General features: G+C 68.8%; 28 protein-coding genes. 11 read left to right on the forward strand and 17 right to left on the reverse strand.

All coding sequences use genetic code 11. The features are described from left to right. The first annotated feature begins 82 nt into the window (after nt 1–82). Both BM396_RS29885 and BM396_RS29890 read left to right on the forward strand, forming a co-directional pair. A complete protein-coding gene (locus BM396_RS29885) occupies nt 83–1,564 on the forward strand; it encodes a SulP family inorganic anion transporter (protein ID WP_091995262.1) in 1,482 nt (493 codons plus the stop codon). Between the two features lie 551 nt (nt 1,565–2,115). Continuing rightward, nucleotides 2,116–2,355: a hypothetical protein gene (locus BM396_RS29890; RefSeq protein ID WP_139239573.1), complete on the forward strand. Its 240-nt coding sequence runs from the start codon at nt 2,116–2,118 to the stop codon at nt 2,353–2,355. A gap of 308 nt (nt 2,356–2,663) precedes the next feature. Here the strand turns inward: BM396_RS29890 and BM396_RS32415 are convergent, their stop codons facing one another. From BM396_RS32415 to BM396_RS29915, 5 genes are all read right to left on the reverse strand, one after another. Beyond that, nucleotides 2,664–2,924 carry a DUF6894 family protein gene (locus BM396_RS32415; protein WP_139239574.1) on the reverse strand — a complete coding sequence of 87 codons (261 nt, stop codon included), beginning with the start codon at nt 2,922–2,924 and terminating at the stop codon, nt 2,664–2,666. A gap of 213 nt (nt 2,925–3,137) precedes the next feature. Beyond that, a complete protein-coding gene (locus BM396_RS29900; RefSeq protein WP_081948773.1) occupies nt 3,138–3,692 on the reverse strand; it encodes a hypothetical protein in 555 nt (184 codons plus the stop codon). Between the two features lie 429 nt (nt 3,693–4,121). Then, nucleotides 4,122–5,189 (reverse strand): calcium/proton exchanger, encoded by a 1,068-nt coding sequence (gene cax / locus BM396_RS29905; RefSeq protein WP_043387614.1) that lies wholly within the window; start codon nt 5,187–5,189, stop codon nt 4,122–4,124. 85 nt (nt 5,190–5,274) lie between these two features. Beyond that, nucleotides 5,275–6,528: a cation:proton antiporter gene (locus BM396_RS29910; protein ID WP_043387616.1), complete on the reverse strand. Its 1,254-nt coding sequence runs from the start codon at nt 6,526–6,528 to the stop codon at nt 5,275–5,277. A 159-nt stretch (nt 6,529–6,687) separates the two neighbouring features. Then, on the reverse strand, nt 6,688–7,458 hold the full coding sequence (locus BM396_RS29915) for a potassium channel family protein (protein WP_043387617.1): 771 nt from the start codon (nt 7,456–7,458) through the stop codon (nt 6,688–6,690). A gap of 138 nt (nt 7,459–7,596) precedes the next feature. Here BM396_RS29915 and BM396_RS29920 point away from each other — a divergent pair, with 138 nt between their 5' ends. The 7 genes from BM396_RS29920 to BM396_RS29950 all read left to right on the forward strand — a co-directional run bounded on the left by BM396_RS29920 (nt 7,597) and on the right by BM396_RS29950 (nt 14,222). Further along, the gene (locus tag BM396_RS29920; RefSeq protein ID WP_043387619.1) at nt 7,597–8,109 is read left to right on the forward strand and encodes a hypothetical protein; all 513 of its coding nucleotides are present in this window, start codon (nt 7,597–7,599) and stop codon (nt 8,107–8,109) included. A gap of 79 nt (nt 8,110–8,188) precedes the next feature. Continuing rightward, entirely contained in the window at nt 8,189–9,421 is a 1,233-nt protein-coding gene (nhaA, locus tag BM396_RS29925) for a Na+/H+ antiporter NhaA (protein ID WP_043387621.1), read from the forward strand. Further along, nucleotides 9,418–10,707: a DUF2254 domain-containing protein gene (locus tag BM396_RS29930; protein WP_043387623.1), complete on the forward strand. Its 1,290-nt coding sequence runs from the start codon at nt 9,418–9,420 to the stop codon at nt 10,705–10,707. The genes nhaA and BM396_RS29930 overlap by 4 nt, the downstream gene beginning before the upstream one ends. A gap of 282 nt (nt 10,708–10,989) precedes the next feature. Then, nucleotides 10,990–12,057, forward strand: a complete 1,068-nt coding sequence (locus BM396_RS29935) for a PRC-barrel domain-containing protein (protein ID WP_051976266.1) — start codon at nt 10,990–10,992, stop codon at nt 12,055–12,057. Nucleotides 12,058–12,216: 159 nt separating this feature from the next. After that, a complete protein-coding gene (locus tag BM396_RS29940) occupies nt 12,217–12,720 on the forward strand; it encodes a hypothetical protein (protein ID WP_043387626.1) in 504 nt (167 codons plus the stop codon). Between the two features lie 191 nt (nt 12,721–12,911). Beyond that, nucleotides 12,912–13,160: a hypothetical protein gene (locus BM396_RS29945; RefSeq protein ID WP_043387627.1), complete on the forward strand. Its 249-nt coding sequence runs from the start codon at nt 12,912–12,914 to the stop codon at nt 13,158–13,160. Between the two features lie 105 nt (nt 13,161–13,265). Next, nucleotides 13,266–14,222 carry a mechanosensitive ion channel family protein gene (locus BM396_RS29950; protein ID WP_043387630.1) on the forward strand — a complete coding sequence of 319 codons (957 nt, stop codon included), beginning with the start codon at nt 13,266–13,268 and terminating at the stop codon, nt 14,220–14,222. A gap of 370 nt (nt 14,223–14,592) precedes the next feature. Here the strand turns inward: BM396_RS29950 and BM396_RS29955 are convergent, their stop codons facing one another. The 7 genes from BM396_RS29955 to BM396_RS29985 form a co-directional block, all read right to left on the reverse strand. Beyond that, entirely contained in the window at nt 14,593–14,994 is a 402-nt protein-coding gene (locus tag BM396_RS29955) for a hypothetical protein (protein WP_051976267.1), read from the reverse strand. 55 nt (nt 14,995–15,049) lie between these two features. Beyond that, nucleotides 15,050–15,382 carry a hypothetical protein gene (locus BM396_RS29960; RefSeq protein WP_043387632.1) on the reverse strand — a complete coding sequence of 111 codons (333 nt, stop codon included), beginning with the start codon at nt 15,380–15,382 and terminating at the stop codon, nt 15,050–15,052. 119 nt (nt 15,383–15,501) lie between these two features. Beyond that, nucleotides 15,502–15,999, reverse strand: coding sequence for a BA14K family protein (locus BM396_RS29965; RefSeq protein ID WP_051976268.1), 498 nt, complete (start codon nt 15,997–15,999; stop codon nt 15,502–15,504). Nucleotides 16,000–16,351: 352 nt separating this feature from the next. After that, complete coding sequence (locus tag BM396_RS29970; RefSeq protein ID WP_043387634.1) at nt 16,352–17,008, reverse strand: response regulator transcription factor; 657 nt, start codon at nt 17,006–17,008, stop codon at nt 16,352–16,354. Between the two features lie 20 nt (nt 17,009–17,028). Further along, entirely contained in the window at nt 17,029–19,119 is a 2,091-nt protein-coding gene (locus BM396_RS29975) for a sensor histidine kinase (protein ID WP_043387636.1), read from the reverse strand. A 138-nt stretch (nt 19,120–19,257) separates the two neighbouring features. After that, a complete protein-coding gene (locus BM396_RS29980; protein WP_051976269.1) occupies nt 19,258–19,530 on the reverse strand; it encodes a hypothetical protein in 273 nt (90 codons plus the stop codon). A 196-nt stretch (nt 19,531–19,726) separates the two neighbouring features. Next, the gene (locus tag BM396_RS29985) at nt 19,727–19,945 is read right to left on the reverse strand and encodes a ribosome modulation factor (protein WP_244539007.1); all 219 of its coding nucleotides are present in this window, start codon (nt 19,943–19,945) and stop codon (nt 19,727–19,729) included. Nucleotides 19,946–20,389: 444 nt separating this feature from the next. Here BM396_RS29985 and BM396_RS29990 point away from each other — a divergent pair, with 444 nt between their 5' ends. After that, entirely contained in the window at nt 20,390–20,911 is a 522-nt protein-coding gene (locus tag BM396_RS29990; protein WP_043387638.1) for a DUF421 domain-containing protein, read from the forward strand. Between the two features lie 355 nt (nt 20,912–21,266). Next, nucleotides 21,267–22,178: a YihY/virulence factor BrkB family protein gene (locus tag BM396_RS30000; RefSeq protein ID WP_170867526.1), complete on the forward strand. Its 912-nt coding sequence runs from the start codon at nt 21,267–21,269 to the stop codon at nt 22,176–22,178. Nucleotides 22,179–22,207: 29 nt separating this feature from the next. Here the strand turns inward: BM396_RS30000 and BM396_RS32420 are convergent, their stop codons facing one another. The 5 genes from BM396_RS32420 to BM396_RS30020 all read right to left on the reverse strand — a co-directional run bounded on the left by BM396_RS32420 (nt 22,208) and on the right by BM396_RS30020 (nt 26,561). Beyond that, nucleotides 22,208–22,477 carry a hypothetical protein gene (locus BM396_RS32420; protein WP_139239576.1) on the reverse strand — a complete coding sequence of 90 codons (270 nt, stop codon included), beginning with the start codon at nt 22,475–22,477 and terminating at the stop codon, nt 22,208–22,210. A 92-nt stretch (nt 22,478–22,569) separates the two neighbouring features. Continuing rightward, nucleotides 22,570–23,235, reverse strand: coding sequence for a response regulator transcription factor (locus tag BM396_RS30005; RefSeq protein WP_043387646.1), 666 nt, complete (start codon nt 23,233–23,235; stop codon nt 22,570–22,572). An 11-nt stretch (nt 23,236–23,246) separates the two neighbouring features. Beyond that, entirely contained in the window at nt 23,247–25,322 is a 2,076-nt protein-coding gene (locus BM396_RS30010) for an ATP-binding protein (protein ID WP_043387647.1), read from the reverse strand. A 276-nt stretch (nt 25,323–25,598) separates the two neighbouring features. Then, on the reverse strand, nt 25,599–25,829 hold the full coding sequence (locus tag BM396_RS30015) for a ribosome modulation factor (RefSeq protein ID WP_043387648.1): 231 nt from the start codon (nt 25,827–25,829) through the stop codon (nt 25,599–25,601). Nucleotides 25,830–26,060: 231 nt separating this feature from the next. Beyond that, nucleotides 26,061–26,561, reverse strand: coding sequence for a PRC-barrel domain-containing protein (locus BM396_RS30020; RefSeq protein ID WP_043387649.1), 501 nt, complete (start codon nt 26,559–26,561; stop codon nt 26,061–26,063). Between the last annotated feature and the right edge of the window lie 76 nt (nt 26,562–26,637).

The raw sequence follows: 26,637 nt of genomic DNA on the forward strand, positions 1-26,637 counted from the left end.
GGAGGCCGACCCATCGTCTTGCGCATCCTGCACCGGATCGATGACGCTTCGCGTGCGGGACGAGGAAAGTCTCCCACCCACCATGAACCTCGCACACCTCCGGAGCGAATGGGCTCCGAACGTCACCCGTGAACTCCTGGCCGGCACGGTCGTGGCGCTGGCCCTGATCCCGGAGGCCATCGCCTTCTCGATCATCGCCGGCGTCGACCCCAAGGTCGGCCTCTACGCCTCCTTCTGCATCGCCGTGGTCACCGCCTTCGCCGGCGGCCGGCCGGCGATGATCTCGGCCGCCACCGGCGCCATGGCGCTGCTCATGGTCGGCCTCGTGAAGGACCACGGCGTCGGCTACCTCTTCGCCGCCACCATCCTCACCGGACTTCTCCAGATCGTCGCCGGGGTGCTTCGGCTCGGCAACTTGATGCGGTTCGTCTCGCGGTCGGTGGTCACCGGGTTCGTCAACGCCCTGGCGATCCTGATCTTCCTGGCGCAGATGCCCGAGCTGCTGGGCCAGGGCACCACGGTCTACGTCATGACCGCCATCGGTCTCGGCATCATCTACGGCCTGCCGTACCTGACCAAGGCGGTGCCGTCGCCGCTGGTCACCATCGTCCTGCTCACCGCCGTCTCGATGTACCTCGGCCTCGGCATCCACAAGGTCGGCGACATGGGCGCGCTCCCCAGTGAGCTGCCGTGGGTAGCCCTGCCGCAGGTGCCGTTCACCCTCGACACCCTTTGGATCATCCTGCCGGTCTCGCTGACACTGACCATGGTCGGGCTGCTGGAGAGCCTGATGACGGCGGCCATCGTCGACGAGATGACCGACACGGGTTCGAACAAGAACCGCGAATGCGCCGGCCAGGGCGTGGCCAACATCGCCTCCGGCTTCCTCGGAGGCATGGCCGGCTGCGCCATGATCGGCCAGTCCGTCATCAACGTCTCGTCGGGCGGGCGCGGGCGGCTCTCGACCCTTTGGGCCGGCGCCTTCCTGCTGTTCCTGATCGTCGTGCTCGGTACCTACGTGGCCCGGATCCCGATGGCCGCCCTCGTGGCGGTGATGATCATGGTGGCGATCAACACCTTCCAGTGGAAGTCGCTCGGGACGCTGGTCACCCACCCGAAGGCATCGAGCTTCGTGATGCTCGGCACCGTGGCGGTGGTAGTCGCGACCCACGACCTCGCCAAGGGCGTCCTGTTCGGCGTGGTGCTGAGCGGGCTTTTCTTCGCCCACAAGGTCACGAAGTTCTTCGCCGTCCGCTCGTCCCGCGGCGAGGGCGACGTGCGCACCTACCAGGTGACCGGACAGATTTTCTTCGCCACGGCGGAGGCCTTTCACGCAGCCTTCGACTTCCGCGAGGAGTCCCTCAGGGGCGTTGTGATAGATCTACAGGCAGCGCACTTCTGGGACATCTCGGCGATCAACGCCCTCGACCGGGTGGTCCTCAAGTTCCGCCACCACGGCATCGCGGTGGAGATCGTGGGCATGAACGAGGCGACGGCGACCATGGTCGAGCGCATCGGCACGCACGACAAGCCAGGGGCGACCTTCGCCTTGCGGGGGCACTGAACGAACCCCGTCAATCCTCGCCGCGCCGGCGGCTTAGGAGGACGACCCTGTACCCATTCCCATCAATCGCAAACCTCGACGGTGGAGGCTGACGGATGCCATGTGGCGGGCGGAAAATCGGAAGGCGAACCTTTCACATCGAGGTGGGTCAGCTATGATGCCGGGATGCCTTGGCCCATCAGACCCTAGTGCGTGAGGCACTCGCCGACGGTAGTCGCCAGCAACACGTGCGTCCTGTGCCGGGGAGAAGCGCTGTGCCAGGCCATTGTAAGGTTCCTGACCGGTGCCCCGGACGACAGGGGTCGGGCGACGACGAGTTTCTCTCGCAACACATCCGAAGGGACTTCAAGCGCCGGCAGCAGGGGTGATGCCCATGCCCGTGGCGACCATCAGGCGCAGGGTGTCCAACGTCGTTCCTGCAGTCAGGCCGACGCTTGCACTCTCCAAAGTCGCCCGGGCTAGTTTCGAGGCGGCATCGCCTCGTCGTCGACTCACGCAGATATGGAGAGGGGCCCCGAAGGGCCCCTGGACGATCACATGCGGTGGTGGCGATGGCCATGACCATGGCGCATCATGTGGCCGCGGTGGTGATGGTGGCGCATCATGTGGCGGTGACCGTGACGGTGACCCATCATGCGGCCGTGGCCGCGATGGCCGTGCATGCCATCCATGCGGACGTCAACGATGTTGGTCGTGGCATCGACGGCGCCGATCACACCGGGAGCGGCAGAGGCAGGTGCGGCGATGCCGATGGCGCCGAGCGCTGCCAGGGCGGCGACGGCAAACAGTGACTTCCTCATCGGGCTTCCTCTCAAATTGTTGGTGGCCTGGATCGGGTCTGAGACCAGTCCGGCGACACTGGTGAACGGCCATGCTTCCAGGACCGTTCCGCCGGGTGCGTACTCCCAAGCCGAGCATGGATAAGGGAACGTTGTTCCCACGATTGCTTCGGTTCGTTGAGCCGCTAGGAAGCTGACGCCTGAGGAACAGCGCCGCCGGTTCGGCGAAGCCGCGCGCGAGGCTGGTGCAAGCGAGGATGAAGTTGACTTGGATACCGCGCCAAAGCGGATCAGGAAGACGTCACGAAATGCGCTCAAGTCTAGCGCTTCATCAATGGATCAGGCCGCGCCACGGGCGCGTCGGTTGCCAAAATATCCAATCGAAATAAAACCAATCCGAATTTATCTACAGTTTCAAGATGCCAGTCTTCGCCATTCGCGATACTGCCAGTGTTGTCTCGCAATAACTGCCCCGCACGGCGCACAGCCTCATGCTTGGCATCTTTCAAGCTAGGAAAATCCGTTCCGATCTTGTCTATCGAAGCAATGCCATCATAAACATTGAAAAAATATCGAGGCACGATTTCTCCCATACGCGTCGGGAGCGGTCCATGACCTTGCTTGCATCAACTCCTTATCACTAAAGATCCCTGCACGGGCATTGTTCAATTTCATACGGTTCTATTGGGTGAGCGAGGCGGAACGCCGCAGCCAACACCGTATGCGCCAACGATAGATAGCCAAAAAGAAGGGGCCGCCCGAGGACGGCCCCAAGCTCGAACCATGCTCGGATATCAGTATCCGCAACCATAGGCCGGATAACCGTAACCGGCGCCGTAACCGTAACCGACTGGGCGGCCGTAGCCGTAGCCACCACCATAACCGTAACCACCGCCGTAGCCGTAACCCACCGGTTGAGCGTAGCCGTATCCACCGTACCCATAGCCACCGTAGGCGTTCGATGCGATGGCACCAGCGGCGAGGCCGGCAATACCAAGCCCGATCACGGCACCTGGCCCGATGCCCCGGCGACCGTAGCCGCCGCCGTAGTATCCGCGGCCATACCCACCGCGGTACCCGCCATAGCCACGACCATAACCACCGCCGAAGCCGACGCCCCTGTACCCGCCGAAGCCGCCGCGTCCGAAACCGACTCCTTTGTACCCGCCGCCGAAGCCCCGACCGAAGCCGCCGTGACCGAAGCCGCCACGGCCAAAGCCGCCACCGTGGCCGAACCCGCCACCGTGACCGAAGCCGCCACCGTGACCGAAGCCACGAGCCTCAGCAGATGGCGAAGCCAACAAGCCAAGGCCCAATGCTGCTGTCGCAACGAGTGCGATCTTGTTCATGCGTAAAGAATTTCCAGACATGTTTTGCATGGTTTAAGAACGGCCTCGGAACCAAAGCAGTTCCATCCTTGGCAAACTATAAAATTACCGCAACAGATCACGCAGTCACGGCCTGATTTTTACCGGTATAGATTAACTATTCAAAGCGCGATTCTCAATGTGCGCGTATCATGCATTCAAAAAGGGGGGCGTGCCCGGGAGACATGGTATCACAACCCTCGGGACGGCCTGATAGGAAGGCCTCGAACATAGTGGTGGAGCGCATCGGCGATGGCCAGGATCACGGGCGCACGCTTTCGCCGGCATCCCGACGCCGCGTAGGCAGAACCCCATTCGATGGAATGGCCAACAGGGCTGTAATCGGACTGGTGGTGCCGGTCAGTCTTCTGTCCCCCCGCTATCCGCGATGGCGCGGTACCATATTGGGGTTCAGGCCGGGCTCGCGAACAAGAAGGCCAGGCCGAACAGGACGTAGACCCCGAGCAGCAAGGTGCCTTCGAACCACGTGGTTTCGCCGTCGCGGGCAATAGCGTTTACGATGAAGGCGGTGCTCGCGATGCCGAAGAGGTGCAGCGGGTTCGAGAAAACCAGCGACATCGGATGGCCGAGCGCCCAGGAGATGATGACCAGGAGCGGCGCCAGCACCAGCGCCACCTGGATCGCCGAGCCGATGCAGATGTTCAGCACCAGCCCCATGCGGTCCTCGTGCGCGAACCAGGCCGCCGCGAACAGGTCGCCGGCCGTGCCCACCAGGGCCAGCACGATCACGCCGAGGAACATCGGCGAGAGGTGCAGGCTCCCGGCGGCCTGGGTGATCGTCCCCGAGAGCATCTCGGACTCGAAGGCGATGGCGACCGTCGCGGCGATCAGGACCCCGATGGCGAACGGTAGGCTCCAATCCGCCTCGCCGCTGCCCTTGTCGTTCGAGAACACGTCGCGGTGGGTGACCAGCGTGAAGGCGAGGTTGGCGAGATAGAGCAGCAGGAGGACGACGGAGACGCCGAGGCTGACCTCCTCGTCGGTGATGCTCAGCGTCTTCCCCTGGCCGGACATGCGTCCGCTGAGGTCGAACACGGCCGGCAGCAACAGGGCGATGACGACGAGGATCAGCAGGGTGGACAGCAATCCGGCGCGCTCCGCGCTGAACTTCTGCCGCTCCCGGGTCGCCCCGCCGACGATGATGGCGAGGCCGAGCCCGAACAGGCTGGTCCCCATGATCGAGCCGGCGATCTGCGCCTGCACCACCGCTGCCTCGCCGCGCAGCAGCACGAACAGCGCCAGGACGAGCTCGGCGATGCTGCCGAAGCTGACGGTGAGCAGGCCGCCGATGGCAGGCCCCACCCGGTCGGCAAGCTGGTCGGTGGCGCGTCGGACCCACTCCGCCAGGACGGCGATGGCGAGGGCGCTGGAGGCGAACACCAGGAGCGGCGAAGCGCCGACGAGGTACTTCAGCGCCGCCGAGATCGGGATGAGGACGAGGAGGACGGTGAAGACCATGTGGGGATTCGATGTCCGATGAGAATGTGCCGGCCGACGGCTGACGACCTGTCCCGGCGCGGGCCGGAGCCGTGAGCGGCATCTCTCAGCCGGCGCGCAGCGTGCGCTGCGCGACCATGCCGAGGGTGGAGCCCTGGACGATGATGGTGAAGAGCACCACCGCGTAGGTCGCCGCCAGGATCGCGGGCTTGGCGTCACTCTCCGGGATGGAGAGCGCCAGCGCCACCGAGATGCCGCCGCGCACCCCCGCCCAGGTCAGGAACGGCACGTTGCCGAGGCAAAGGTTGCCGCCCCAGCGGAAGAGCAGCACCGGCGCCGTCACGGCGACGAGGCGGGCGAGCAGCACGATGGGGACGGCACAGGCGGCCAGCGTCAGGCCCGAGACCTGGAACCGGAGCACGAGGACCTCCAGCCCGATCAGCAGGAACAGCACCGAGTTGAGGACCTCGTCGATCAGGGTCCAGAGGGCCGAGACGTACTTCTGGGTGTTGTCGCTCATCGCGTAGCGCGGGGCGCGCTCGCCGATGAGCAAACCGGCCGCGACCACGGCCAGCGGTCCGCTGGCCCCGAGCTTCTGGGCGAGCGCGTAGGTGCCGGTGACGAGCGCCAGGGTGATCAGCACCTCGACGGGGAAGTCGTCGATGGCCCGCATCGCGCGGTAGGCGACGTAGCCGGTCACGACGCCGAGGACCAAGCCACCCCCGGCCTCGTGCAGGAGGAGCGTCGCGATACCACCAGCGCCGGTCGCCTCGCCGCCCGATCCGGACGCGAAGGCGACGAGGACCGTGAACAGCACGATGCCGATGCCGTCGTTGAACAGGGCCTCCCCCTGCATCTCGACCTCAAGGGCCTCGGGGACCTGCACGTTCTTGAGGGTGGCCAGCACGGCGACCGGATCGGTCGGGCTGATGAGCGCCCCGAACACCAGCGCCCAGGCGAACGGCATGGGATTGCCCAGCGCCTGCGCGGCGGCCCAGAAGGCGCCCCCGACTAGGGCGGTCGAGATCAGCGTGCCCAGCAGGGCGAGCGTCGCCACCGCCAGGGCGCGGTCGCGAAGGGCCCGCAGGTCCAGGCCCATGGCGCCGGCGAACAGCAGGAAGGCCAGCATGCCGTTCATCACCACGCCGGTGAAGTCGACCTGGTCGAGGACGCGGGTGAGATCCTCGTAGAGATGCTGTTTTGGGAACGCCACGTCGGCAAGCACCAGCGCCAGGGAGGCCAGCAGGCCCATCACCAGAAGGCCGATGGTGTGCGGCATCCGCAGGAAACGACGGTTCAGCCAGCCGAACAGGGCGGAGAGCGTGAGCAGCATCGCCGCCAGGTCGAAGATCGAGATCACGTGATAAGTCCTGTCCGCCCGGGGGCACCCATCCCGTAACGTCGGGCGTCGCCGAAAGGGCATCGGCGTCGGGTCGACAGGGTTGCCGGAGGCGGCGCCGCCGGCGAACCGGCAACCGGCGGCCTGGCGTGCGGACAGGGGCTCCGGAGGGCATTCGCCTCAGTAGGCCCCCTCGTCCGGGATGCACAGGACGGTCCCGCACGCCTTGCAATGGACGGCGTCCGGCTCGTGGCGCTGCAGGGCGCAGGCCGGACAGGGATGGCGAACCTTGTTGGGGCGGAACAGGACCTGCGCCAGGCGAAGGAACAGCGTCACGCCGCAGAGCATCACCACGACCGAAAGCAGGCGTCCGCCCGTGCCCGACAACGTGATGTCGCCGTAGCCCGTGGTCGTGAGCGAGGTGACGGTGAAATACAGGGCGTCGACGTAGTTGCCGATGGCGGGGTTCGTGCGGTGCTGCGTGGCGTAGACCAGCCCCGTCATCACGAACACGAACACCGCGAGGTTGGTGGCGGCGAGCACCGCCTCCTCGTTCCGGCGGAAGAACCCGCTGTCGGAACGTAGGCGGTCGAGGAGCTGGTAGGTCCGCAGCAGCCGGAGGGTCCGCATGATGCGAAGGAATCCCGCGCCCTCGCCGACGACGGGCGCGAGGAAGGACGCCAGCGCGGCGATGTCGGCCCAGGTGGTCGGGCGCAGGAACTCCCGCCAGCGGTGACGCGCGATGGCGAGGCGGGCCGTGAAATCCGCGAGCACCGCCAACCCGATGACGACGTCGACCCCTTCCACCAACGGTGCGCGCGGCATGAACGAGGACACCACGATGAAGAGGATGGTGGCGACGTCGAAGACGAGCAGCCCGTAGCGGAAACGGTGGGCCCGGTCGGTGTCGCCTTCGTAGAGGTCCCTCAGGCGGTTCTTCATGGCGTCCATGCCGGGGGTCTACATCCCGGGGGCCTCCCCGTCGCGGGCCACGGATGGATGGGGCGGCCCCATCGGGACGTCTGACACGTTGAGGGCGGAGAGTGGTCCCGAACGGTCGGGAGCGATCCGCCAACCGAGGAGCGACGCATGTCGGCGACACGCAAGGACGAGGCACGCCTGTTGAGCGGCGACGAGCATGAGATGGTCGCCCAGGCCCATCATCCGGCGCTGAGGAACCTCGACGACGGGGCGCTTTCCGATCTGGTCAGGCGCCTGCGCGACCGTCGCGACAGGGCCCGCGACATCTCCCGCCAACAGCGCCGCGAGGTCCGGGGCAAGGCCGCCCCCTCCGGCGCGCGGGCGGCGACCGACAACAGCGGGACCAAGCGCAAGGGCGCGGTCCTGGCCGGCGCGCTCAAGCGCGCCAGCCGGGAGCACGAGCGCCGGAGGCACGTCGCCGCCCGGAGCGAGATGACGGGGAACGCGCGCCGCGCCCTGAGGATGAAGCGCGCCGCCGGCGACCCCGCCGCCCATCGTCCGTCGTCGCGCACCGCGGGAAAGGGCATGCGGAACCTGCCGAACCAAGGCATCGCGCCTTCGGGTGCCCTCGATGCCGAGGGGCACAAGCCGGTCCTGGAACGCAGCCGCAAGGTCCGTTGATGGGTCGGGCGCCCGGCCGTCTTAACCGAGTGGTCCCGGGACGTTTGCACTCACCGGACGCAGCTGGCAGGCCAGGGGCATGAACGCCACCCGTCCCCTCCGCCGCCCGATCTCCGCCCTTCGCGACATCCTGCGTGGCGAGGCGACGGGCGGCCTGATCCTGATGGCGAGCGCCGCCCTGGCGCTCGCCATCGCGAACTCCGGGTGGTCCGAGACCTACTTCGCCACACTGAAGACCTACGTCGGCGGCCTCAGCGTGCTGCACTGGGTCAACGACGGCCTTATGGCGGTGTTCTTCCTGCTGGTCGGCCTGGAGATCAAGCGTGAGGTCTTCGACGGGCGCCTACGGACATGGCCGGACCGGGTCCTGCCCGGCGTCGCCGCCCTCGGGGGCATGGTCGCCCCGGCGCTGATCTACGTCGCCGTCAACCGGTCGTCGCCCGAGACCCTGCGCGGCTGGGCGATCCCGACCGCCACCGACATCGCCTTCGCGCTCGGCGTGCTAGCCCTCCTCGGATCGCGCGTGCCGGTGTCGCTCAAGATCTTCCTGACCGCGCTCGCCATCATCGATGACCTCGGCGCGGTCCTGATCATCGCCGCGTTCTACACCGCCGACCTGTCGTTGCCGATGCTCGGCGGGGCGGCGGCCGTGTTCGCGGTCCTGTTCGGGATGAACAAGGCCGGGGTGAGCCGGCTCACGCCCTACCTCGTCCTCGGCGCCGTGCTGTGGTTCCTGGTCCTGAAGTCCGGCATCCACGCCACCATCGCGGGGGTGTTGCTGGCCCTGACGATTCCCCTTCGCCTCAGCATCGGAAAGCCCGACGACCCGACCTCGCCGCTGCACATCCTGGAGCACGCGATCCATCCGTGGTCGTCCTACCTCGTGCTGCCGGTGTTCGGGTTCGCCAACGCCGGGGTGTCGTTCGCCGGCATGACCACGAAGATGCTGCTCGATCCGGTTACGCTCGGCGTGGCGCTGGGCCTGTTCGTCGGCAAGCAGGTCGGGGTGTTCGGGGCGGTCGTGGCCGCGGTGAGGCTGGGATGGGCCCAGCGCCCCGCCCATGCCGGCTGGTGGCACCTCTACGGTCTCTCGCTCCTGTGCGGGGTCGGGTTCACCATGAGCCTGTTCATCGGGCTTCTCGCCTTCGCCGACAGCCCCGAGCTTGAGGCCGAGACAAAGATCGGCGTCCTGCTCGGGTCCCTGTCCTGCATGGCCGTGGGCGCCGCGGTGCTCCTGCTGGCACCCAAGCCGGACAGGGGTAGCCGCTCCAATGCCGAGATGTTGCATCCCCGGAACGAGGCGGCGGCATGAATTCGCGCCTGAGGGCCTGGCTGGAAACCCTCGGCGATCAGTTCTGGCTGCGCCCCGGCATCATCGTGCTCGCATGCCTCGGGCTCGGACAGTTCGCGGTCTGGCTGGAGACGGCCCGCATCGCCGGTTACGACGCCTCCTCGCCGGCCTCGAACTGGGGCTACACCGGCGGGGCGGAGGGCGCGCGCGCTCTCCTGAGCGCGGTGGCGTCCTCGACCATCGGGGTCGCCGGCACCACCTTCTCCATCACCATCGCCGCCCTATCCATGGCGTCCGGCCAGATGGGACCGCGCCTGCTGCGGAACTTCACCCGCGACGCCCGCAACCAGGTCGTGCTCGGGATCTTCCTCGGCACCTTCGCCTACGCCCTGATCGTGCTGCGGACCGTCCGCACCGTCCAGGAGACGCCCTTCGTCCCGCACCTCGCGGTCAGCGGCGCCATCGCGCTGGCGATGCTCAGCGTCGCCACCCTCGTCTGGTTCGTCCACCACACCGCCATCGGCATCAACGTCGAGACCGTCGTCGACGCCGTCCACGACGACCTTTGCGACGCCATCGGGAAGCACACCCTCGAAGAGCCGGACGTCCGGAGCACCCTCCCGATCCCCGGGGCCGGGAACGCGACGGCGTCGGGAAGCGGCTACCTCCAGGCCGTCGACGCCGACAGCCTCGCCGACTGGGCGCACGAGCGTAAGGTCCTGGTCTCGCTGCGCGTGCGCCAGGGCGATTACGTCCCGGCCGGCCTGCCCCTGGCGCATCTCTCCGGCGCCGTCGAGGACGCCACCGAGGCGCTCGACCGAGCCCTCACCTTCGGCCCGCGCCCGGCGGCCCTGCAGGACCTGGAGTATGCCGTCCGGCAGCTGAGCGAGGTCGCGGTCCGGGCGCTCTCGCCCGGCACCAATGATCCGTTCACGGCCGGCAGCGTCGTGGACCACCTCGGCGACGCACTGTGCAGGCTCGCCCCGCGGTTCATGCCGAGCGGGGTGACCGCCCGTGACGGCCGGATCGTGCTCGTCCAGCCGATGACCGACTACGCCGGGCTCTGCGATGCGATGCTGCACATGATCCGGCAGAACGCCGACGGCTCGGTCCACGTCCTGGTCCGCATGCTGGAGGTGCTGACCCGGGTCGCCGAGGTCGAGCGTAGGGAGGACCGACGAGCCGAGCTGCGCAGGCACGCCGGCCTGGTCATCGCGGCAGGCCGTCGCGACGTCGCCGAACCGGCGGACCTGATGGACCTGGAGCAGCGCTACGAACGCTTCGGGACCGCCGCGGCAGACGCCTGAGAAGCGGCCTTCGCCCCGGCCAATCGGCCGATCTCCCGACCTGCCCGACCCTCGCGCCGGCACCGCTCCGGCCCCTCGTGACGCGCCCCCCGGGAGAACGGACATCCTGACGCCCGCGTAGGGCTCGTCCCGACGCGGTGGCACCGCATCTCCCGACTCGTTCGCCGAGGGGGCGACGCCACCTGTGATCATGCACCGGCAACGACGGCTCGCCCGGCGCCCGAAGCGGGAAACCGCAACCGGAACGGCATCACCCGCCGGATCACATCAAGGAGAAAGACGATGCGCACCCTCGCGATGGCACTACTCGGCTCGTCGGCACTCTTCGCCTCCGCGGCGATGGCCCAGTCCGGCACCGCCACGACGAACGCGGCCGGATCCCAGCAGAACCAGGCCAGCCTCGCCGATTGCGACCGCCTCATCACGCTCCTCGACAAGGAGAAGCCCGAGAACGCGAAGGTGAAGCCCGACACCGTCCGGGGATGGAAGCGCGACAACAAGGCGGGCTCCTGCCACGACACGCTGGCCCAGCTCGACCCGAGCTCGGCCGGGACGGACAATCCCAACGACAAGGCCCGCATCGCGCTCCAGGAGGGGGCGGCCCAGATCCGCGTCCAGCAGGCCCAGCCGACCGTGACCCTGAATCAGATGCAGCCGCAGATCACCGTGCATCAGCTGGCGCCGACCGTGACGGTCAACATCCCGAGGCCCGAGATCACGGTCCGGATGCCGCGTCCGGACGTCGACGTATCGCAGGCCGCGCCGCAGCTGAAGGTCGTTCAGTCCCAGGACCCCGCCGACGTGAACGTCCAGCGGCAGGGCCAGCCCCAGATCCAGTACAGCCAGGAGCAGCCGAAGGTCAGCATCGTGCAGCAGCAGGGGCAGCCGCAGGTCAAGGTCGAGCGGACGGGTCTGTCCGACCAGGGCGAGGACCGCGGCGCGCGCACTGCCGACCAGCGCCAGGCGTACGAGAAGGAGTTCGGGCTCATCGACTCGACCGCCAGCACCGGGTCGGGCGCGACGGCGGCGCACGCCATGCGCGTCAAGCAGCTCGACGACATGGATGTCTACAACGCCAAGGGCAAGAAGCTCGGCGAGGTCGACCGCGTGGTCATGAGCCAGAAGGACAGCAAGCGCTACGTCGTCGTCTCCCACGGCGGCTTCCTGGGCCTCGGGGAGGACAAGGTCGCGTTCCCGCTGGAGCGTTTCTCGGTCAAGGGCAAAGACCGGCTGGTGATCCGCGGCGTCAGCGAGCGGGACGTCGAGAACATGGACAACTGGCGTAAGGACGTCGCCGACTACCGCAAGCTGAACGACGACGACCAGGCGAACCTGTCCGTGATGCAGTGATCCCGAACGGTCCCTCCGAGGGACCGTGAACGGGCGGGCCGGTCGCAGGACGCAAGCGGACCGACCCGCCCATCCCCCCTCCGCAGGCCGAGGGATGCCAGGAAACGGCATCCCCCGGGCCAGCCCGTACGGGCTCACCTCCCACACGAGGATCGGCTTATGCTCAGGACCATCATCATCCCCGCCGTCGCGCTTCTCGCGTTGGCCGGCTGCGACGAGCAGAAATCCTCGCAGCCCCAGAAGGGAACGACCTCGGCGACGGAGCCCAAGGTCGGCGATCCGACCGGCGCGCCGCGACCGGAGACCGCCGCGGCCGTTCCCGCCCCGGCACCGAACACGCAGGCGACGGCATCGAGGACGGGCACGTTCGATACCTACAGGGGCAGGACCTTCACCGCCGGTCCGGTCTCTCTGCGGCTCAATGCCGACAACACCTTCCGCATGGACGAGACGGAGGGAAACCGGAAGGTCGAGGGACAATGGCAGTTCGCCTCCCAGAGCAACCTCCTGGTCCTGTCCGACCCCAAGGGTGACGCGGGGACGGCCCAGTTCCCGATGCGCTGCCATTTCCAAGAAGGTGGCCAGGATACGTTCCAACTCGGCGAGACGGCGGGCTCCTGCGCGCGCTTCAAGGACATGACGTTCAAGCCAGCCACCGGATAGCCGCGGCGCGACGGAGCCACGCCGTCACCTCAAGCGAGCGGGGTCACCTCCGTGTGAGCCCCCGCGACGGGCCCTTCGCACCGGAACACCTCGGCCACCCCAAGATTGGGTCACGGCGGACGCCGGGGATCCTCTCGCGAAATCCGGTACTTCCACGCAACCGCCGCCACCATGGACCTAAGGATACAGACATGAATCGTTCGATCCTCGCCTCCGCACTCCTGGCCGGTCTCGGCCTCGGCGCCGCGACCCTCCCGTCGCAGGCCTTGCCCGTCCCCGCCGCCGGCGTCATGGCCGGGAGCACGCACGACCTCATTGAGGTCCGCATGTCCCGCCGCCAGATGCGGCGTCACCGTCGCAGCGGCGGCAACGCCAACATGCCGTCGCGGCGTCCGGGAGCCAAGCAATACGGCCAGACCACCGGCGGCCCCCGCCGATAGCCGAGGGCTCCCCGGACATGGGACGAGCCGCCTCCTCCCCGGGGGGCGAACCAGTGCAGGAGGGCGGACCGCCCCCTGCCGCCATCCCATGACAGCGGTTGCCACATGATCTTCTCGGAAGCGTTCGAACGGCTGGAACAACTCGGTCGCTCGACCGTGGCGCTGGTTCCCGGGCTCGCCATAGCCTTGCTGCTCTTCGGCCTGGGGCTGCTGATCGCCCGGGGCGTTCGTGCGGCGGTGCGCCGGGCGGCCGCCTTGCGCGACGCCTCGCCCGGATCGGCCGCGGTGCTGGGACGCATCGCCGGCGGCGCCACCATCCTCGTCGCGTTCCTCGTCTCGGCCTCGGTGGCCTTTCCCTCGGTCTCGGCCGCCGACCTCTTCAACCTTCTCGGCATCGGCGGCGTGGCCATCGGCTTCGCCTTCCGGGACGTCCTCCAGAACCTGCTCGCCGGCATCCTGATCCTGTTGACGCGTCCCTTCGTGATCGGCGACCAGATCCGGGCCGGTTCCTACGAAGGTACGGTCGAGGATGTGTGGGTGCGCGCCACGGTGCTCCGCACCTACGACAACGAGCGGGTCCTGATCCCGAACGCGACGCTGTTCGTCGACAAGATCACCGTCATCACGGCGCACGACAAACGCCGGCTGTCCTTCCCGCTGACCATTGGCAACGGCGACGACATCCGGAAGGCCCGGCGCGTCGTCACGGAAGCCCTCGGCCGGACCGACGGCGTCCTCGCGGATCCGCCGCCGGAAGCGCTGGTGACCGGCCTCGGGGCCGCCGGCGTCGACATGGTTGCACGGTTCTGGATCGACCCGCCCCGTCGCCGGGACGCGGTCGATGCCCTGGACGGCGCGATCATGGGCGTGAAGGAGGCGCTGACCGAGGCCGGCATCGACCTGCCTTACCCGACCTCGCAGGTACTCTTCCACGACCAGACGGAGGAAACCGACGGCGACCGTACCAGGCAACGGGAAGGCTGGCCGGCTGGCCGGGATCCGCCCAAATCCCGGTGGCGGGTCGAGGATGGGCGGCGACACGACGACCCTCCGGTCTCGTGACCTTCCCTTGAGGTTATCCGTGCGCGTCCGGCGGCTGCGGGGACGTGGCCGCAAGGTCCGGGAACGGGAATGCGCCCGTTGAACACGAGCGACGCGAACAGGAACAGGTTGCTCGGCGTCATCGCGGTGATCCTCGGGATCGGCGCGCTTCGGTCAAGCTAATTGGTGACGATGCCGCTTGCGGCGGCGGCCGTCGTGATCGCGGCCGTGTGTTGTCGGAGCCGGAGAAGTGGAAGAGCAGCTGGCACATCGTCCCCGGGGTGCCGGTCATGCGGCCACACCGGGCGAGGATGGCGCGTAGAACGCCGAACCGCCGGCGGAAGGCACGGGGGCCGTCATGGCCGACGACCCCCGCAGGGTTCGCCGACGATCAGCAGTCGTCGTCCTTGGTGGCGGAGCTTCCGAGCTTCTGGTCGGCCCCGGCGTTGTTCACCGCCCCGACGGTGCCCGGCGAGGCCGGCTGCGTGCCTCCGGCGAGGTTCTTGCTCGACGTGCCGACGCCCTTGCCCTGGTCGATCCCGGCTTCCGAGCCGGGCTTCTCGCCGAGACGCTGGTTGGCGCCGGCATTGTTCATCGCGCCCACGGTGCCGGGCGAGGCCGGTTGCGGGCCGCCCGCAAGGTTCTTGCTCGAACGGTCCACGTCCGAACTCTTCGGGGCCACCTGCCCGGGTGTCGGATCCTTCGCCTTCAGGGCACCGGTGCCGCAAGGTGCGGCAAGGGCCGGGACGGTCAGGACCAGCAGCGCCGGCAGAGCAAGCTTCAACGGATTCATCGGTCTTCCTTTCACTTCAAGGGATCGAGCTCCTCTCGGCGAGGCAGCCAGGCCGTCACTGGGCCTTGGGTGCGCCGGTCTCTTCGGTGAAGTGGAGCATGCCGCCCTTGTCGATCATCAGCTTGCCGTCGGGGCCCGGCTGGCGTCCGTAGCCCGACCCGACGACCCGGAATCCGCAGAGTTCCGGGCAGTCGACCTGCAGCGTGTCACCGGCCGCGACCTTCTTGTCGGTCTGTGTCGAGCCACGGTCCACGGTGACCGTATGCTCCTTCGTGTCGTTGTTCTTGATGGAGACGGCGAAGGCGGGCGAGGCAAGGGCCAGCAGCAGGACGCCTGAGGCCAGGCCCTTGGCGAGGTCGACGTTCCACGAGGCTTTCGTACGGGTCATGAGGTCATTCTCCAGTTATCGGGTTTGATCGGGGGGCGTCCGGTCCGCTCGCCATAGGAAAGGTTTGCGGGAGCCTTTCGGACGTCCCCGAGGGGGTCGGGGGAACGATGCGTGACCGTTCAGGGGCAGGCGTGGCGCTGGCCGTCGTAGCCGAGGTAGGTGCCGGAGGACGCGTCGTAGGACTTGAAGCGCCGCGAGCAGGAGGCGACGTCGGCGCGTGACGGACCGGCGGCGTCACCACCCTGTGCCGCCTGGGCAGCGAGCGCTCCCCCGACGATTGCGCCGGCGGCCAGGCCGCCGAGGGCCGCACCGCCAGCTCCGTAGCCGCCGCGACGATAACCGTATCCGCGGCCATAGCCTCGATACCGGTGATAGCCATGGCCGGCATGGCCGAAGCGCCGTCCCCCGAAGGCGCGATGACGTCCCGCACGATGGCCGCGCATGTGGCCGTCGTGGCGACCGCCCCGCACGTAGGTGAGACCCGCGCCGCTCGACCTGAGGTCGGCGAGAAGGGACTGTGCCGTGCCGTCGCCGGCCGAGGCGCCGCCGGAGCCACCGAGGACCGCTGCAGCCCCGATGACGCCGATGGCAAGCGTCCCTAGCTTAGAAATGGACATGAAGGCGTCTCCTCACGCTGTTGCCATGATCCAGACTCTTCCGGGCAAATCCATTGCCTGTCTGGAGGGGAACATGTTCTGTTCCCTTTCTCCGGAAGAATGCTCGGATACCAGATCATCTAAGTCGGGCCCTGGTATTTGCCTGTCGGAGTTCGCGGCGACCGTGTCAGGGTTCGCCCTGCCCAGGCGCTGGCCCGGCGTCGAGTGCCGGCCGGCGTCCGCCGGAACGCGGGGTGCCGTGCGAACGCCTCCGAGGGGCGGACGCCTTCGCCGGGTCGCCCGCCGGGCTTGGGGAAGGAGGCCGGGGATCGTATGGGAGGGCGGGAGCCGGGATCGACGCTGACCGATGCCGCTAGCGAAGCGCGAGCGCGTCCAGCCAGCCGTGCGAGACCCCGTATCGGATGATCTCGGACCGCGTGCGCAACCCGAGCTTCTCGGTCGCCCGCGCCTTATAGGTCTCGACGGATTTCACGCTCACGTCGATGCGACGGGCGATTTCCTTGTTGCTGAAGCCCTGCGCGATCAGGCGCAGCACCTCCGTCTCGCGCGAGCTCAGCGCTTCGCCGGCATCGCCCGGTTCGGCACCACCGGCCGGGTCGCCCATGGCATGGCGTGCTATGGCGGGGTCGAGATAGATGCCGCCGGCGGCGATGGCCCTCACCGCGCGCGGGAGATCCTCGGGCGCCGACCGTTTGAGGAGATATCCCCGTGCGCCCGCATGGAGCAGGGGCTGGACGTAGGCCACGTCCTCGTGGACCGTGAGGACGAGGAGCCTGACGCCCGGACAGTCGCGCGTCGCCCGCTCGGTCAGTTCGAGGCCGTTGATGCCCGGCATGGATACGTCGATGACGGCGACATCCGGCCTGAGGCCGGTGATGATCGACAGGGCATCGGTGCCGTTCCCGGCCTCGCCGACGAGTTCGATGCCGGGGTCGACGCTGAGGAGCGTCCTGATCCCGGCGAGGACGACCGGGTGGTCGTCCGCGAGGACGACGCGGATACGGTCCATGGTTGGCCCCTTGCTCGGCGTCACGCGGATCGGGGCGGTGATGGGACACGGATGAACAGCGTCGTACCGCAGGCCGGCGCCGTCTCCAGTGTGAGCGTTCCCCGCAGCAGGGACAAGCGTTCCCGGATGCCCGACAGGCCGAGGTGCGGCCTGGCGGCCGGCCCGGCGTCGACCGGTTCCGGACCTGCCTCCGCGTCGAAGCCGACGCCGTCGTCCTCGATGACCATGCCGATCTCGTCCGGACGCCGCTCGACCGAGACGCTGACGGTGCGTGCCTGCGCGTGCTTGAGGATGTTGGTGAGGGCTTCCTGAACGATCCGATAGAGGGCCGTCTCGATGTCCGCGGGCAGCCGGGAGGGTGCGCCCGTGAACTGGAGGTCGGTCGGGATGCCGTGGCGAAGGGTCCATTCGCGCAGCAAGGTGGCGAGCGCTTCGCGCAGGCCGAGATCGTCGAGCGCGGTCGGACGGAGCTGGACGGCGGCGCGATGGATGTCGCGCCCGATCTCGCCCGCGAGGGTCCGCAGCCATAGCACCTGGCGGGTTTCCTCGCCGGAGGCTTCCCGGGCTTCCAGGAGCCCCTGCAGGTTCTTCAGGCCGAAGGACAGGCCCGTGACCGTCTGGCCGACCTGATCGTGCAGCTCGCGCGCGATCCGGCGCTGCTCGTCCTCCTGCGCCTCGCCGAGACGGCGGAGCAGGTCGAACCGTTCGGCCTCGATGCGCTTGCGGGGCTCGATATCCGCCACCACGCCGTAGATGAGCGCGGCCGGCGTGGCCTTGAACGATTCCGGCACGCGGCCGATCATCCTGACCCATCGCCGATGACCTTCCGGCCCCTTGACCCGGAATTCCTCGTCGAGGGGCGTGCCGTCCGCGATGCAGCGTCGGACCGCATCGGCGAGCCTGTCCCGGTCCTCGTCGTGGACCGCATCGAGCATCTTTTCGGCGTCGGCCTGGGTCTCGCGATCCTGCGATGCCTCCGCATCCCATCCCAGCAGGTCGGCCGCCCGCCCGGAACCGATGACCCGTCCCCGCCCCGTATCCCACCGCAGGGTCCCGAGTTCGGCGGCCTCGACGGCCAGAGCCTTCTCCTCCTCGCTCGACCGCAGCGCGAGCGAGAAGCGCGCCTGCTCGCCGCTGCGCCGCTGGGCCATATCGCGGCTCACCAGGCCGACGAGCCCGAGGGCCAGGCCGAAGCTCAGGACGCTGCCGCCGGCCAGCACGTAGTACGACCGGGCCACCGGTGCGTTCAGCGCCGCGACCGGCATGCCGAAGTGCACAGACCATCCGCCCGTGTCCTCCAGGGTACGGTAGACGACGTCGATGTCCGGCCCCTCCAACGAGGGTCCGCTGTAGAATCCTTGCGGGGCGCGCCGGATGGCGGCCCTCAGGGCCGGGTTCGCCGGGTGCCCGAGTTCCCGTGCTTCCCCGCGGGTGCGGGCGATGGTGTTCCCGTCCCCGTCGACGATGGTGCCGACCCAGCCCTCCGGCGCCCCGGCGTCGCGCAGGATCGAGCTGACGGCGTTGGTCGCCAACCCGACCGAGAGCACGTAGCGGAGCTCCCCGCCCCGGATGACCGGCACCCTGAGGGCGACGAGGCGCTGGCCCGAGATCGGCCCGACCGGTCCGATGCCGCCGACCACCGGGCGCTTCGTTTCGATGAGCGCATCGAAGCTCCGGCGGTCGGCGGTCGGGCCGAGTTCCGTATCGAGCGAGCGCAGCAGGTTGACGATCTGTGCGCCGGACGGGGTCGTGAGCTCGACCGTCTCCCACAGGGGATGCGCCGTCTTGAGCCGCGTGGCCTCGGCGTAGAAGGCCGCGAGGTCCGGCTTGTCGAGGCTGGCGGATGCCGCCTGGGCACCGAGGACCGCGATCTGCGAGGCGATGTCCGACGAGACGCGTTCGGCCACCCGGGTGGCGCTGACCACGGCCGCCCCACGGGTCTGGTCGCGCTGCTGTTGCGCCATGAGCGTGGCCATCCAGCCGCTCAGCAGCAGCAGGGGTATGGCCGCCGCGAACGCCAGGGCGACGAAGGTCCGGAGACTTCCCCGGCCCCATCGGCTCGTCCCGGTCCGGTCCGCGTTGCCAACGTCCGTAGGATCATGGGCCTTCATGGCAGCCGACCTGTTATCCGACGTGGCGCAATCGCGGACCGGACCGGGACAAGGGGGGCGTCCAAGCCGACCCGCCTCACCGGATCCCGACGAGGGACGGGCCGGCTCGTACGCGGTGATGCGGGGTGGGCCGGTCCGTCACGGGACTTCGAGCGGCTCATCCGATGAAGCCGTCCTGACCGGCGCGGTTCCGTTCGCCTTGCCGAGAAGGCGGAGCCCCGACGCGATGACCTGAAGCGTCTGACGGTCGCGATGCGTCTCGCGCACGGTTTCCTCCAGGCGATGCAGGCGCGCGACGAGGTCCGGCGGCGAGGCCCCCTCGACGAGTTCGGCCTCCACCAGCACGGTCACCACGCGCTCCAGGCGGGCAAGGGATCGGCCCTTGAGCGAATGCCGGACATGGCGTGTCATCGTTCAAGCCTCCTTCGTTGGTTTGTGTCGCCCACCTTCACGGACGGTCCGGGTGACGGGTCCGGAAGTTCGGGACGGAACCCGGAATTCGGCATCGGGGCTGGGCGGAGGCGACGGGGTGGAGTTTGCTCGCGGGGACGAAGCGGCCCGGATACCGAGGGACCGACCTGGCCGTCCCCCCGGTTCCGGGCGGACGTCATCGAGGCGGGGAGCCGCGCCTACCCTCGTCGTCGTCGAGAGACGTCGTGCCGGGGAGCCTTCGCGCCGGATGCGGCACGCTCGTCCCGAATTCCCAGGAGGAAGCCTCGTAGCCCTCGATCCAGGCCCGGCGCTCGCGGGACTCCCCGTGATAGGGGCAATCGTCCACCCGGTGCCCCATCGCCCGGGCGCGGGCGCCCTGCCTGATGATATCCATGAGCATGTCGCCAACCTTCAAGTCAGCATCGATGGCTTGCTTGGCCGGCGTGAGAAGCGCCCAAACGCGGTCGGACGACAAGACGCCTTCCAGGGCCGCGCGGGTCACCCCGACAGAAGCCGGGCTAATCCCGACACCATGTCCGCGGGACGGGCACGGGCACGCCCACGCGCGGGCGGCGGGGAGGGAGATCCACCCTTTCGTCCGCTCGGCCACCGGCACGGATCGAGGCGCATGATCCCTCGCCGCCGGGATGCCTCGGCGGCAGCCCGCGGACGGCCGTGGAACGGCCCGGGCGATTAGGGGCAATCCTGACGCACCTCGGCAAGCTCCCGCACGTTGCCCTCGCACGGTCCGTTGGTGCGTCGGCGTGGAACGCCGCGTTCGACGGGGGCAAGGCATGCCCCCGGAAGCTCGCCCGGCCATCGGCCCAGGAGGATACGCATGCTGTTCGACAGTTGGACGGGGCTGGGGCGGGTGCTCCTCGTCGGTCCGTTGGCCTACCTGGCCCTCGTCGCGATCCTCCGGATTTCCGGGAAGCGCACGCTCACGAAGCTCAACGCCTTCGACCTGGTGGTGACGGTTGCCCTCGGTTCGACGCTCGCGACCGTGCTGCTCAGCAAGTCAGTGGCGCTCGCCGAGGGCGTGCTTGCGATGGGGGTCCTGGTCTTCTTCCAGTTTGCCATAACCTGGCTCGCCGTGCGGGTGAGCTGGGTCGACGGGCTGATCAAGAGCGAGCCGACCTTGCTCGTGCATAACGGCCTGTTCCTGGAGCAGGCGTTACGGGCTCAAAGGGTGACGAAGGACGAGGTTTTCTCCGCGCTTCGGTCCTCCGGGGCGGGCGACCTCGCCATCGTCGACGCCGTGGTCCTGGAGACGGATGGCTCGATGAGCGTGCTCAAGGGACAATCGGGAACACCCCAGACGACGACGCTGGTGAACGTGGGGCAAGGGCAGGAGGCATGACGCGGCGGAAGCGGCCGACAATCCTCGCGTATCGCCGCTCGAATTCACCGGAGACCGACCTTCCGGAGGCCGCAACTTTTGAGAGGCATCGGGATCGGCGTATCCTCTTGCATGATGGGCGGATCGACCGGGAACCCGGAGGGCGAGGACGTATGCGGAAGGACCCGGGCGGCGACCTTCACGCGCACCGGCCAGGCAGCCCCGTGATGTTCGGTTTCCCGGCGTTCGACGAGACCTCCGGCGAAGGGCTTCATGCCTCGGGACGGTCCGTGACCGATGTCGGCCTGCGGAATCGATTTCGGACCGTGTCGTTTATGCGGCGCCGGCTGTGCGCCTTTCCGGCGTGGCGATGACGATGAGGGGGGCCGTGGTCCGGGTCGCCCGGCATGCGGCGCGCGAGGCGTCGGGCGACCAGGTCAGCTTCGTGGCGTCCGGCGTGGCATTCCGTGTCGCGCTCGCGGTGTTCCCGGCGGTGGCGCTGGTGGTCTGGCTCGGAAGCCGCCTGCTCGGCGCGGACGAGGTCCGCAGCTTCCTCCAGGACGCCATGCAGGCCGTGCCGGACAGCACGCGAAAGATCGTGCAGCAGGCCGTGGGCGCGTCGATGGCGAAGAACCCGGCGGATCGCGGGGGCGACCTGCTCGGACCGGCCGCGCCGCTCCTCGGCCTGGCCTTCACCCTGTGGAGCGCCAACAGCGGCATGCGCGCGCTGTTCAAGGCCCTCAACCTGATCTTCGACGCGGAGGAGCGCCGCGGCTGGCTGCGCTTCTCCATCGTGACCTTGCTGTGCACGCTGGGAACGCTGTTCGTGCTGGTCTGCGCTATGGCGTTGGCGGTCCTCGTGCCGCACGTGCTGCCCCAGGATGGCGTCTACGCCACGTTCTCTTCCTTGCGCTGGCCGGTCCTCTTCGCTGTGCTCGCGCTCGCACTGGCGACGCTTTACCGGCTCGCTCCCTCGAACGGGCGGGACGACTGGCCGTTCGTCACCGTCGGTGGCGCGGCCGCCGCCCTCATGCTCCTCCTGACCTGCGGACTGTTCTCGTGGTTCACCGGTCGGTTCGCCAGCTTCGCAGTGACCTACGGCTCGCTCAGCACGGTCGTGGCATTCCTGCTCTGGCTGTGGCTGTCCTTCGTGATCGTGCTGTGCGGAGCGGAAATCGACGCTGCCATCGGCGACGAGACCAGCCTCTACGGGGGCGGATCCGGCGGTGACCCGGGCGGCGCGGACGGGGACGCCTCGGATTGGCGACGGCCAAAGCAGCCGCGGTAGGCGCGGCTTCTAGCCCGGCCTGGACGCCGTCATTTCCTGTCGGGCGCTTGACGCGATGGCTTCGGCGACAGGCCCTGGGCTTCGTTTGCGGTCGCCCTGTTCATGGCGTCGCTGCCAGAGATGGCCCCGCCTACGGAGGAGGCCGGCGCGTTACCACCCGTGGTTCCGGCCCCGGTTTCATGCGTCTGTCGCGTCGTCGTCGTTGCGGTTCCGGCAGCATTGGGAGCGGCGGTCTGAGCAAATGCAGCACCAGCCGATGCGATGACGATGGCGGTGGCGATGAGGATTCTGGCAGACATGATGCATCTCCGAAGGGCCCACCTCAACACATGAGGTCCATGCCGGTTCGCGACGACCGACGGCGACCCGGCGACGCCGCGGAAGCGGGACGCTAACGCAAGGCGAGCGCGTCGAGCCATCCGTGGGATGCGGCGTAGCGTATGATCTCGGCCCGGGTGCGCAGCCCGAGCTTCTCGGCCGCCCGCGCCTTGTACGTCTCGACCGACTTCACGCTCACGTCGATGCGCCGCGCGATCTCCTTGTTGCTGAAGCCCTGCGCGATCAGGCGCAACGTTTCCGCCTCCCGCGGGCTCAGGGCCTCGCCGGTCTCGGATGGCGTCGCCCCCGCCGCCGTGGCGGAGCCCTCCCCGAGGGCGTGTCCGGCGACCGACGGGTCGAGGTAGACGCCGCCCGCCGCGACGGCATGGACCGCCCGCAGGAGGTCCTCCGCCGCCGAGCGCTTCAGGAGGTATCCCCGGGCGCCGGCCTTCAGCAGCGGCTGGACGTAGGCGGCATCCTCGTGGACCGTGAGGACGAGGACCCTGGTGCCCGGGCACTCGGCGGTGACGCGCTCGGTCAGTTCGAAACCGTTGAGGCCGGGCATCGAGACGTCGACAACGGCGACGTCGGGCGCCACGGACCGGATCAGCGGAAGCGCCTCGCCACCGTTCGTGGCCTCCCCCACCACGTCCACCCCGGGATCCGCGTTCAGGAGCGCCCGGATGCCGGCGAGGACGATGGGATGGTCGTCGGCGAGGACGACGCGGATGTGGCCCATGGGCAGGTCCTTCATGCGCAGGCGGCCTGCGGAACGGGGATGGTGATGAACAACGTCGTGCCGACGCCCGGCGAGGCTTCCAAAGTGAGCGCACCGCCCAGGAGGGACAGCCGTTCGCGGATGCCGGACAGGCCGAGGCGTGGCTTGGCCGGCGTGCCGTCCGCGGCCGGTTGGGGAACGGCATCGGGATCGAAACCGACGCCATCGTCCTCGACGATCACCCGCACGTCCCCGGCCCGATGCTCGACGGACACGCTGACGGTGTCGGCCTTGGCGTGCTTGAGGACGTTGGTGAGCGCCTCCTGCACGATCCGGTAGACCGCGCCCTCAGCGGCGGCCGGGAGGCGCACGGGGTCGCCGAGGAATTCCAGGTCTGCGCGCATCCCGTGGCGCTGGCCCCACTCGCGCAGCAGGGTGGCGAGGGCCTCATGCAGCCCGAGGTCGTCGAGGGCGGTCGGGCGAAGGTCGACGGCGGCGCGATGGATGTCGCGCCCGATCTCGCCGGCGAGCGTTTGCAGCCATCGTATCCGACTACCGGCTTCCGACGAGACACCGCCGGCTTCGAGGAGCCGCTCCAGGCCCTTCAGGCCGAGGGACAGCCCCGTTACGGTCTGGCCGACCTGGTCATGGAGCTCGCGCGCGATCCGGCGCTGTTCGTTTTCCTGTGCCTCGCCAAGGCGGCGGAGGAGTTCGAGGCGTTCCGCCTCGGCGCGCTTGCGCGGTTCGACGTCGGACACGACGCCGTAGATCAGGCCGGCCGCGGCGGCGTCGCTCAGCCGGGGCGCTCGGCCGGTCAGTCGTACCCAGCGCGGCTCGGGAGCCGAACCGTCGACGCGGAACTCGACGTCGAGCGCCCCTCCGTCCGCCAGGCTCCACTGCAGGTCGTCGGCTAGCCGGGCGCGGTCGTCCGCATGGACCATCCCGATCACCGTGCCGGCATCGGCCTCCGTCTCGCCGTCCACCGTGCCGGCGCGCGCCCAACCCAGCAGGTGGGCGGCGCGGGGCGACCCCGTCACCTTTCCCCGGACGGTGTCCCATCGCAGCGTGCCGAGTTCCGCGGCCTCGGTGGCGACGGCGCCCTGCTCCTCGCTCGACCTGAGCGCCAGGGCGAACCGCGCCCGCTCGCCGGCCCGGCGTTGCGCCATGTCGCGGCCCACCAGGCCGACCAGCGCCAGGGCGAGGCCGATGCTGACCACGCTGCCCCCTGCCAGGACGAGGTACGACCGTGAGACGGGTGCGTTGAGCGTCGCGACCGGCATCCCGAAATGCACCGACCAGCCGCCCGTGTCCTTCAGGGTGCGGTAGACGACCTCGACGTTCGAGCCTTCCCGCGTCGAGCCCTGGTAGAAGCCATGGGGGGCTCGCCGGATCGCCGCGCGCAGCGCCTCGTTCGCGGGATGCCCGAGTTCCTGCGCCTCGGCCTGGGTGCGGGCGATGGTATTGCCGTCGGCGTCGACGATGGTCCCGACCCAACCCTCCGGGGCGCCGGCGTCGCGCAGGATCGAGCTGACCGCGTCGTTGGCAAGACCGACCGACAGGACGTAGCGGAGTTCGCCGCCCCGGATGACCGGCACCCGCAGGGCGACGAGGCGCTTGCCCGAGACAGGTCCGACCGGGCCGATGCCCCCGACCACGGGGCGACGCGTCCCGACGACCGTATCGAAGCTTCGGCGGTCGGCGGTGGGTCCGAGCTCGTCGTCGAGGGAGCGGAGCAGGTTGACGATCTGGACGCCGTCCGGCCTCGCGAGCTCGACGGTCTCCCACAGGGGGCGTCCCCGTTTGAGCCGCTCGGCCTCGGCGTAGAAGGTGGGAAGGTCCGGCTTGTCGAGGGTGGCGGATGCGGCCTCCGCTTCGAGGACGCCTATCTGCGCGGCGATGTCGGACGCGACCCGCTCGGCGACGCGGCTCGCGCTGTCCACGGCCGCGCCGCGGGTCAGCTCGCGCTGTTGCTGCGCCATCAGCGTGGCGACCCAACCACTGAGGAGGAGCACGGGGATGGCGGCCGCGAGCGCGAGCGCGACGAAGGTGCGACCGTTGCCGCGGCTCAGTTCGGGCCGGTCGTCGCGGCCGTCTCTCCAAAGGGTCATACGCCGGTACTCGAAGGGAAACGTCCCTGGTGGGCGTTTCCGCCAACACGTGCGCGGACCGTCGACCTCGTTTCAGGCGACGGCCGGCACGCGCATTCCTGTTCGATGAACCTAGGAGGGGGGGGCGTCCGGGTCGAGGCGCGGTTCCTGCGACGATCCCGGTTCGCGCTCGTCGCCGGGGGGCGACGAGCGGATGCAGGGACCTGCAGGATTTCTCGGTCGCAGCCCAATGCAGCCTTGACAGGCCGCGGGTGGCGGCTTGGTCGCTTCGCCCCCCTAGACCGAAGCGACAGCCGGGCTCATGGCAGCCGCGGCTTCGCGTGCCGCCGCGGCACCTCTGAGCGCCACGGTCGGATGCGGCACCCTCATGCCGAGATCCCACACCGAGCCGTCATAGCCTTCGTACCAGGCCCGACGCTCGCGGGACTCGCCGGGATAGGGGCAGGCATCCCTCGGCCGGCCCGAGGTGCGGGCGCGTGCGCCCTGCTTGATAACGTCCATGATCATCGGCGCTCGCCTTCCCGTCCGTACGAAGATCTCGTGACGGCATCGAGTAGCGCCCGGATCGACGGCACCGACAAGGAAGTTCACTTGCGGCCGCCGTTCTTACCGACGCCTGTCGGGGTAATCCCGACGTCGCGGCGATCCAATTCCGCTTGACCGTTGTCGCGAGGCCCACTTCGGGGGATCGCAGCGGGGCGACCAGGCTCCGTGGCCTGGTCGCCCCTCGCTCCGTGGTCAGGAGTTCTTCTTGTCGTACTTGAACTCGGGTGCGTTCTTCAGGGTGTCCTTGTCGGTGTCGACCATGGCCTTGAGCTTGCCGTCGGCGCGATGGAGGAAGATCGACGCGGGATCGACCAGGACGTAGCGCTCGCCCATCCCGAGGAAGCCGCCGACGCTGACGACCACGCCGGTGACCGTCTTGCCGTTGTCGATGACGAGATCCTCGATCTCGCCGACGGTCTCGTTCTTGTTGTTGTAGAGGTTCTTGCCGACGAGCTTCGAGGACGTGACATCGGCCGGCCTGGCGGTGACGAACTTGATCTTGGCGGTGGCCGTGTCCGCCATGGTCATGCCGCCCATGGCGTCCGCCGACGAGGGCATCGCGGTCCCCGCGGGCGGCGTCTTCATCTGGCCGGCCTGGTCGGCGGCGGGCTTCTGCATGGTCTTGTCCTGCGCGAGCGCAGGGCCTGCGAGGAAAGCGCTGGCCACGAGCGTGGTGATGACGATGTTCTTCATTGGGTTCACCTGTGTTGGGGAAAGCGTCGGCCCGGAGCCGACATATCCGTCATGTCGGGAGCGTCGCTGACCCGTG

The organism is Methylobacterium sp. UNCCL125 (assembly GCF_900116795.1).
Taxonomy (GTDB): Bacteria; Pseudomonadota; Alphaproteobacteria; order Rhizobiales; family Beijerinckiaceae; genus Methylobacterium; species Methylobacterium fujisawaense.

Bases quoted from the DNA above. Each gene is read 5' to 3' on its own strand.
- BM396_RS29985 (WP_244539007.1), bottom strand. From the start codon at position 19,945: ATGGATATCATCAGGCAGGGCGCCCGCGCCCGGGCGATGGGGCACCGG.
- BM396_RS29920 (WP_043387619.1), top strand. From the start codon at position 7,597: ATGTCGGCGACACGCAAGGACGAGGCACGCCTGTTGAGCGGCGACGAG.
- BM396_RS29960 (WP_043387632.1), bottom strand. From the start codon at position 15,382: ATGACCCGTACGAAAGCCTCGTGGAACGTCGACCTCGCCAAGGGCCTG.
- BM396_RS32420 (WP_139239576.1), bottom strand. From the start codon at position 22,477: ATGTCTGCCAGAATCCTCATCGCCACCGCCATCGTCATCGCATCGGCT.
- BM396_RS29940 (WP_043387626.1), top strand. From the start codon at position 12,217: ATGCTCAGGACCATCATCATCCCCGCCGTCGCGCTTCTCGCGTTGGCC.
- BM396_RS29890 (WP_139239573.1), top strand. From the start codon at position 2,116: ATGGCCATGACCATGGCGCATCATGTGGCCGCGGTGGTGATGGTGGCG.
- BM396_RS29900 (WP_081948773.1), bottom strand. From the start codon at position 3,692: ATGAACAAGATCGCACTCGTTGCGACAGCAGCATTGGGCCTTGGCTTG.
- nhaA (WP_043387621.1), top strand. From the start codon at position 8,189: ATGAACGCCACCCGTCCCCTCCGCCGCCCGATCTCCGCCCTTCGCGAC.
- BM396_RS29935 (WP_051976266.1), top strand. From the start codon at position 10,990: ATGCGCACCCTCGCGATGGCACTACTCGGCTCGTCGGCACTCTTCGCC.
- BM396_RS29990 (WP_043387638.1), top strand. From the start codon at position 20,390: ATGCTGTTCGACAGTTGGACGGGGCTGGGGCGGGTGCTCCTCGTCGGT.
- BM396_RS29930 (WP_043387623.1), top strand. From the start codon at position 9,418: ATGAATTCGCGCCTGAGGGCCTGGCTGGAAACCCTCGGCGATCAGTTC.
- BM396_RS30020 (WP_043387649.1), bottom strand. From the start codon at position 26,561: ATGAAGAACATCGTCATCACCACGCTCGTGGCCAGCGCTTTCCTCGCA.
- BM396_RS30000 (WP_170867526.1), top strand. From the start codon at position 21,267: ATGAGGGGGGCCGTGGTCCGGGTCGCCCGGCATGCGGCGCGCGAGGCG.
- cax (WP_043387614.1), bottom strand. From the start codon at position 5,189: ATGGTCTTCACCGTCCTCCTCGTCCTCATCCCGATCTCGGCGGCGCTG.
- BM396_RS29980 (WP_051976269.1), bottom strand. From the start codon at position 19,530: ATGACACGCCATGTCCGGCATTCGCTCAAGGGCCGATCCCTTGCCCGC.
- BM396_RS29955 (WP_051976267.1), bottom strand. From the start codon at position 14,994: ATGAATCCGTTGAAGCTTGCTCTGCCGGCGCTGCTGGTCCTGACCGTC.
- BM396_RS29970 (WP_043387634.1), bottom strand. From the start codon at position 17,008: ATGGACCGTATCCGCGTCGTCCTCGCGGACGACCACCCGGTCGTCCTC.
- BM396_RS29965 (WP_051976268.1), bottom strand. From the start codon at position 15,999: ATGTCCATTTCTAAGCTAGGGACGCTTGCCATCGGCGTCATCGGGGCT.
- BM396_RS29915 (WP_043387617.1), bottom strand. From the start codon at position 7,458: ATGGACGCCATGAAGAACCGCCTGAGGGACCTCTACGAAGGCGACACC.
- BM396_RS30015 (WP_043387648.1), bottom strand. From the start codon at position 25,829: ATGATCATGGACGTTATCAAGCAGGGCGCACGCGCCCGCACCTCGGGC.
- BM396_RS30010 (WP_043387647.1), bottom strand. From the start codon at position 25,322: ATGACCCTTTGGAGAGACGGCCGCGACGACCGGCCCGAACTGAGCCGC.
- BM396_RS29945 (WP_043387627.1), top strand. From the start codon at position 12,912: ATGAATCGTTCGATCCTCGCCTCCGCACTCCTGGCCGGTCTCGGCCTC.
- BM396_RS29885 (WP_091995262.1), top strand. From the start codon at position 83: ATGAACCTCGCACACCTCCGGAGCGAATGGGCTCCGAACGTCACCCGT.
- BM396_RS30005 (WP_043387646.1), bottom strand. From the start codon at position 23,235: ATGGGCCACATCCGCGTCGTCCTCGCCGACGACCATCCCATCGTCCTC.
- BM396_RS29975 (WP_043387636.1), bottom strand. From the start codon at position 19,119: ATGAAGGCCCATGATCCTACGGACGTTGGCAACGCGGACCGGACCGGG.
- BM396_RS29950 (WP_043387630.1), top strand. From the start codon at position 13,266: ATGATCTTCTCGGAAGCGTTCGAACGGCTGGAACAACTCGGTCGCTCG.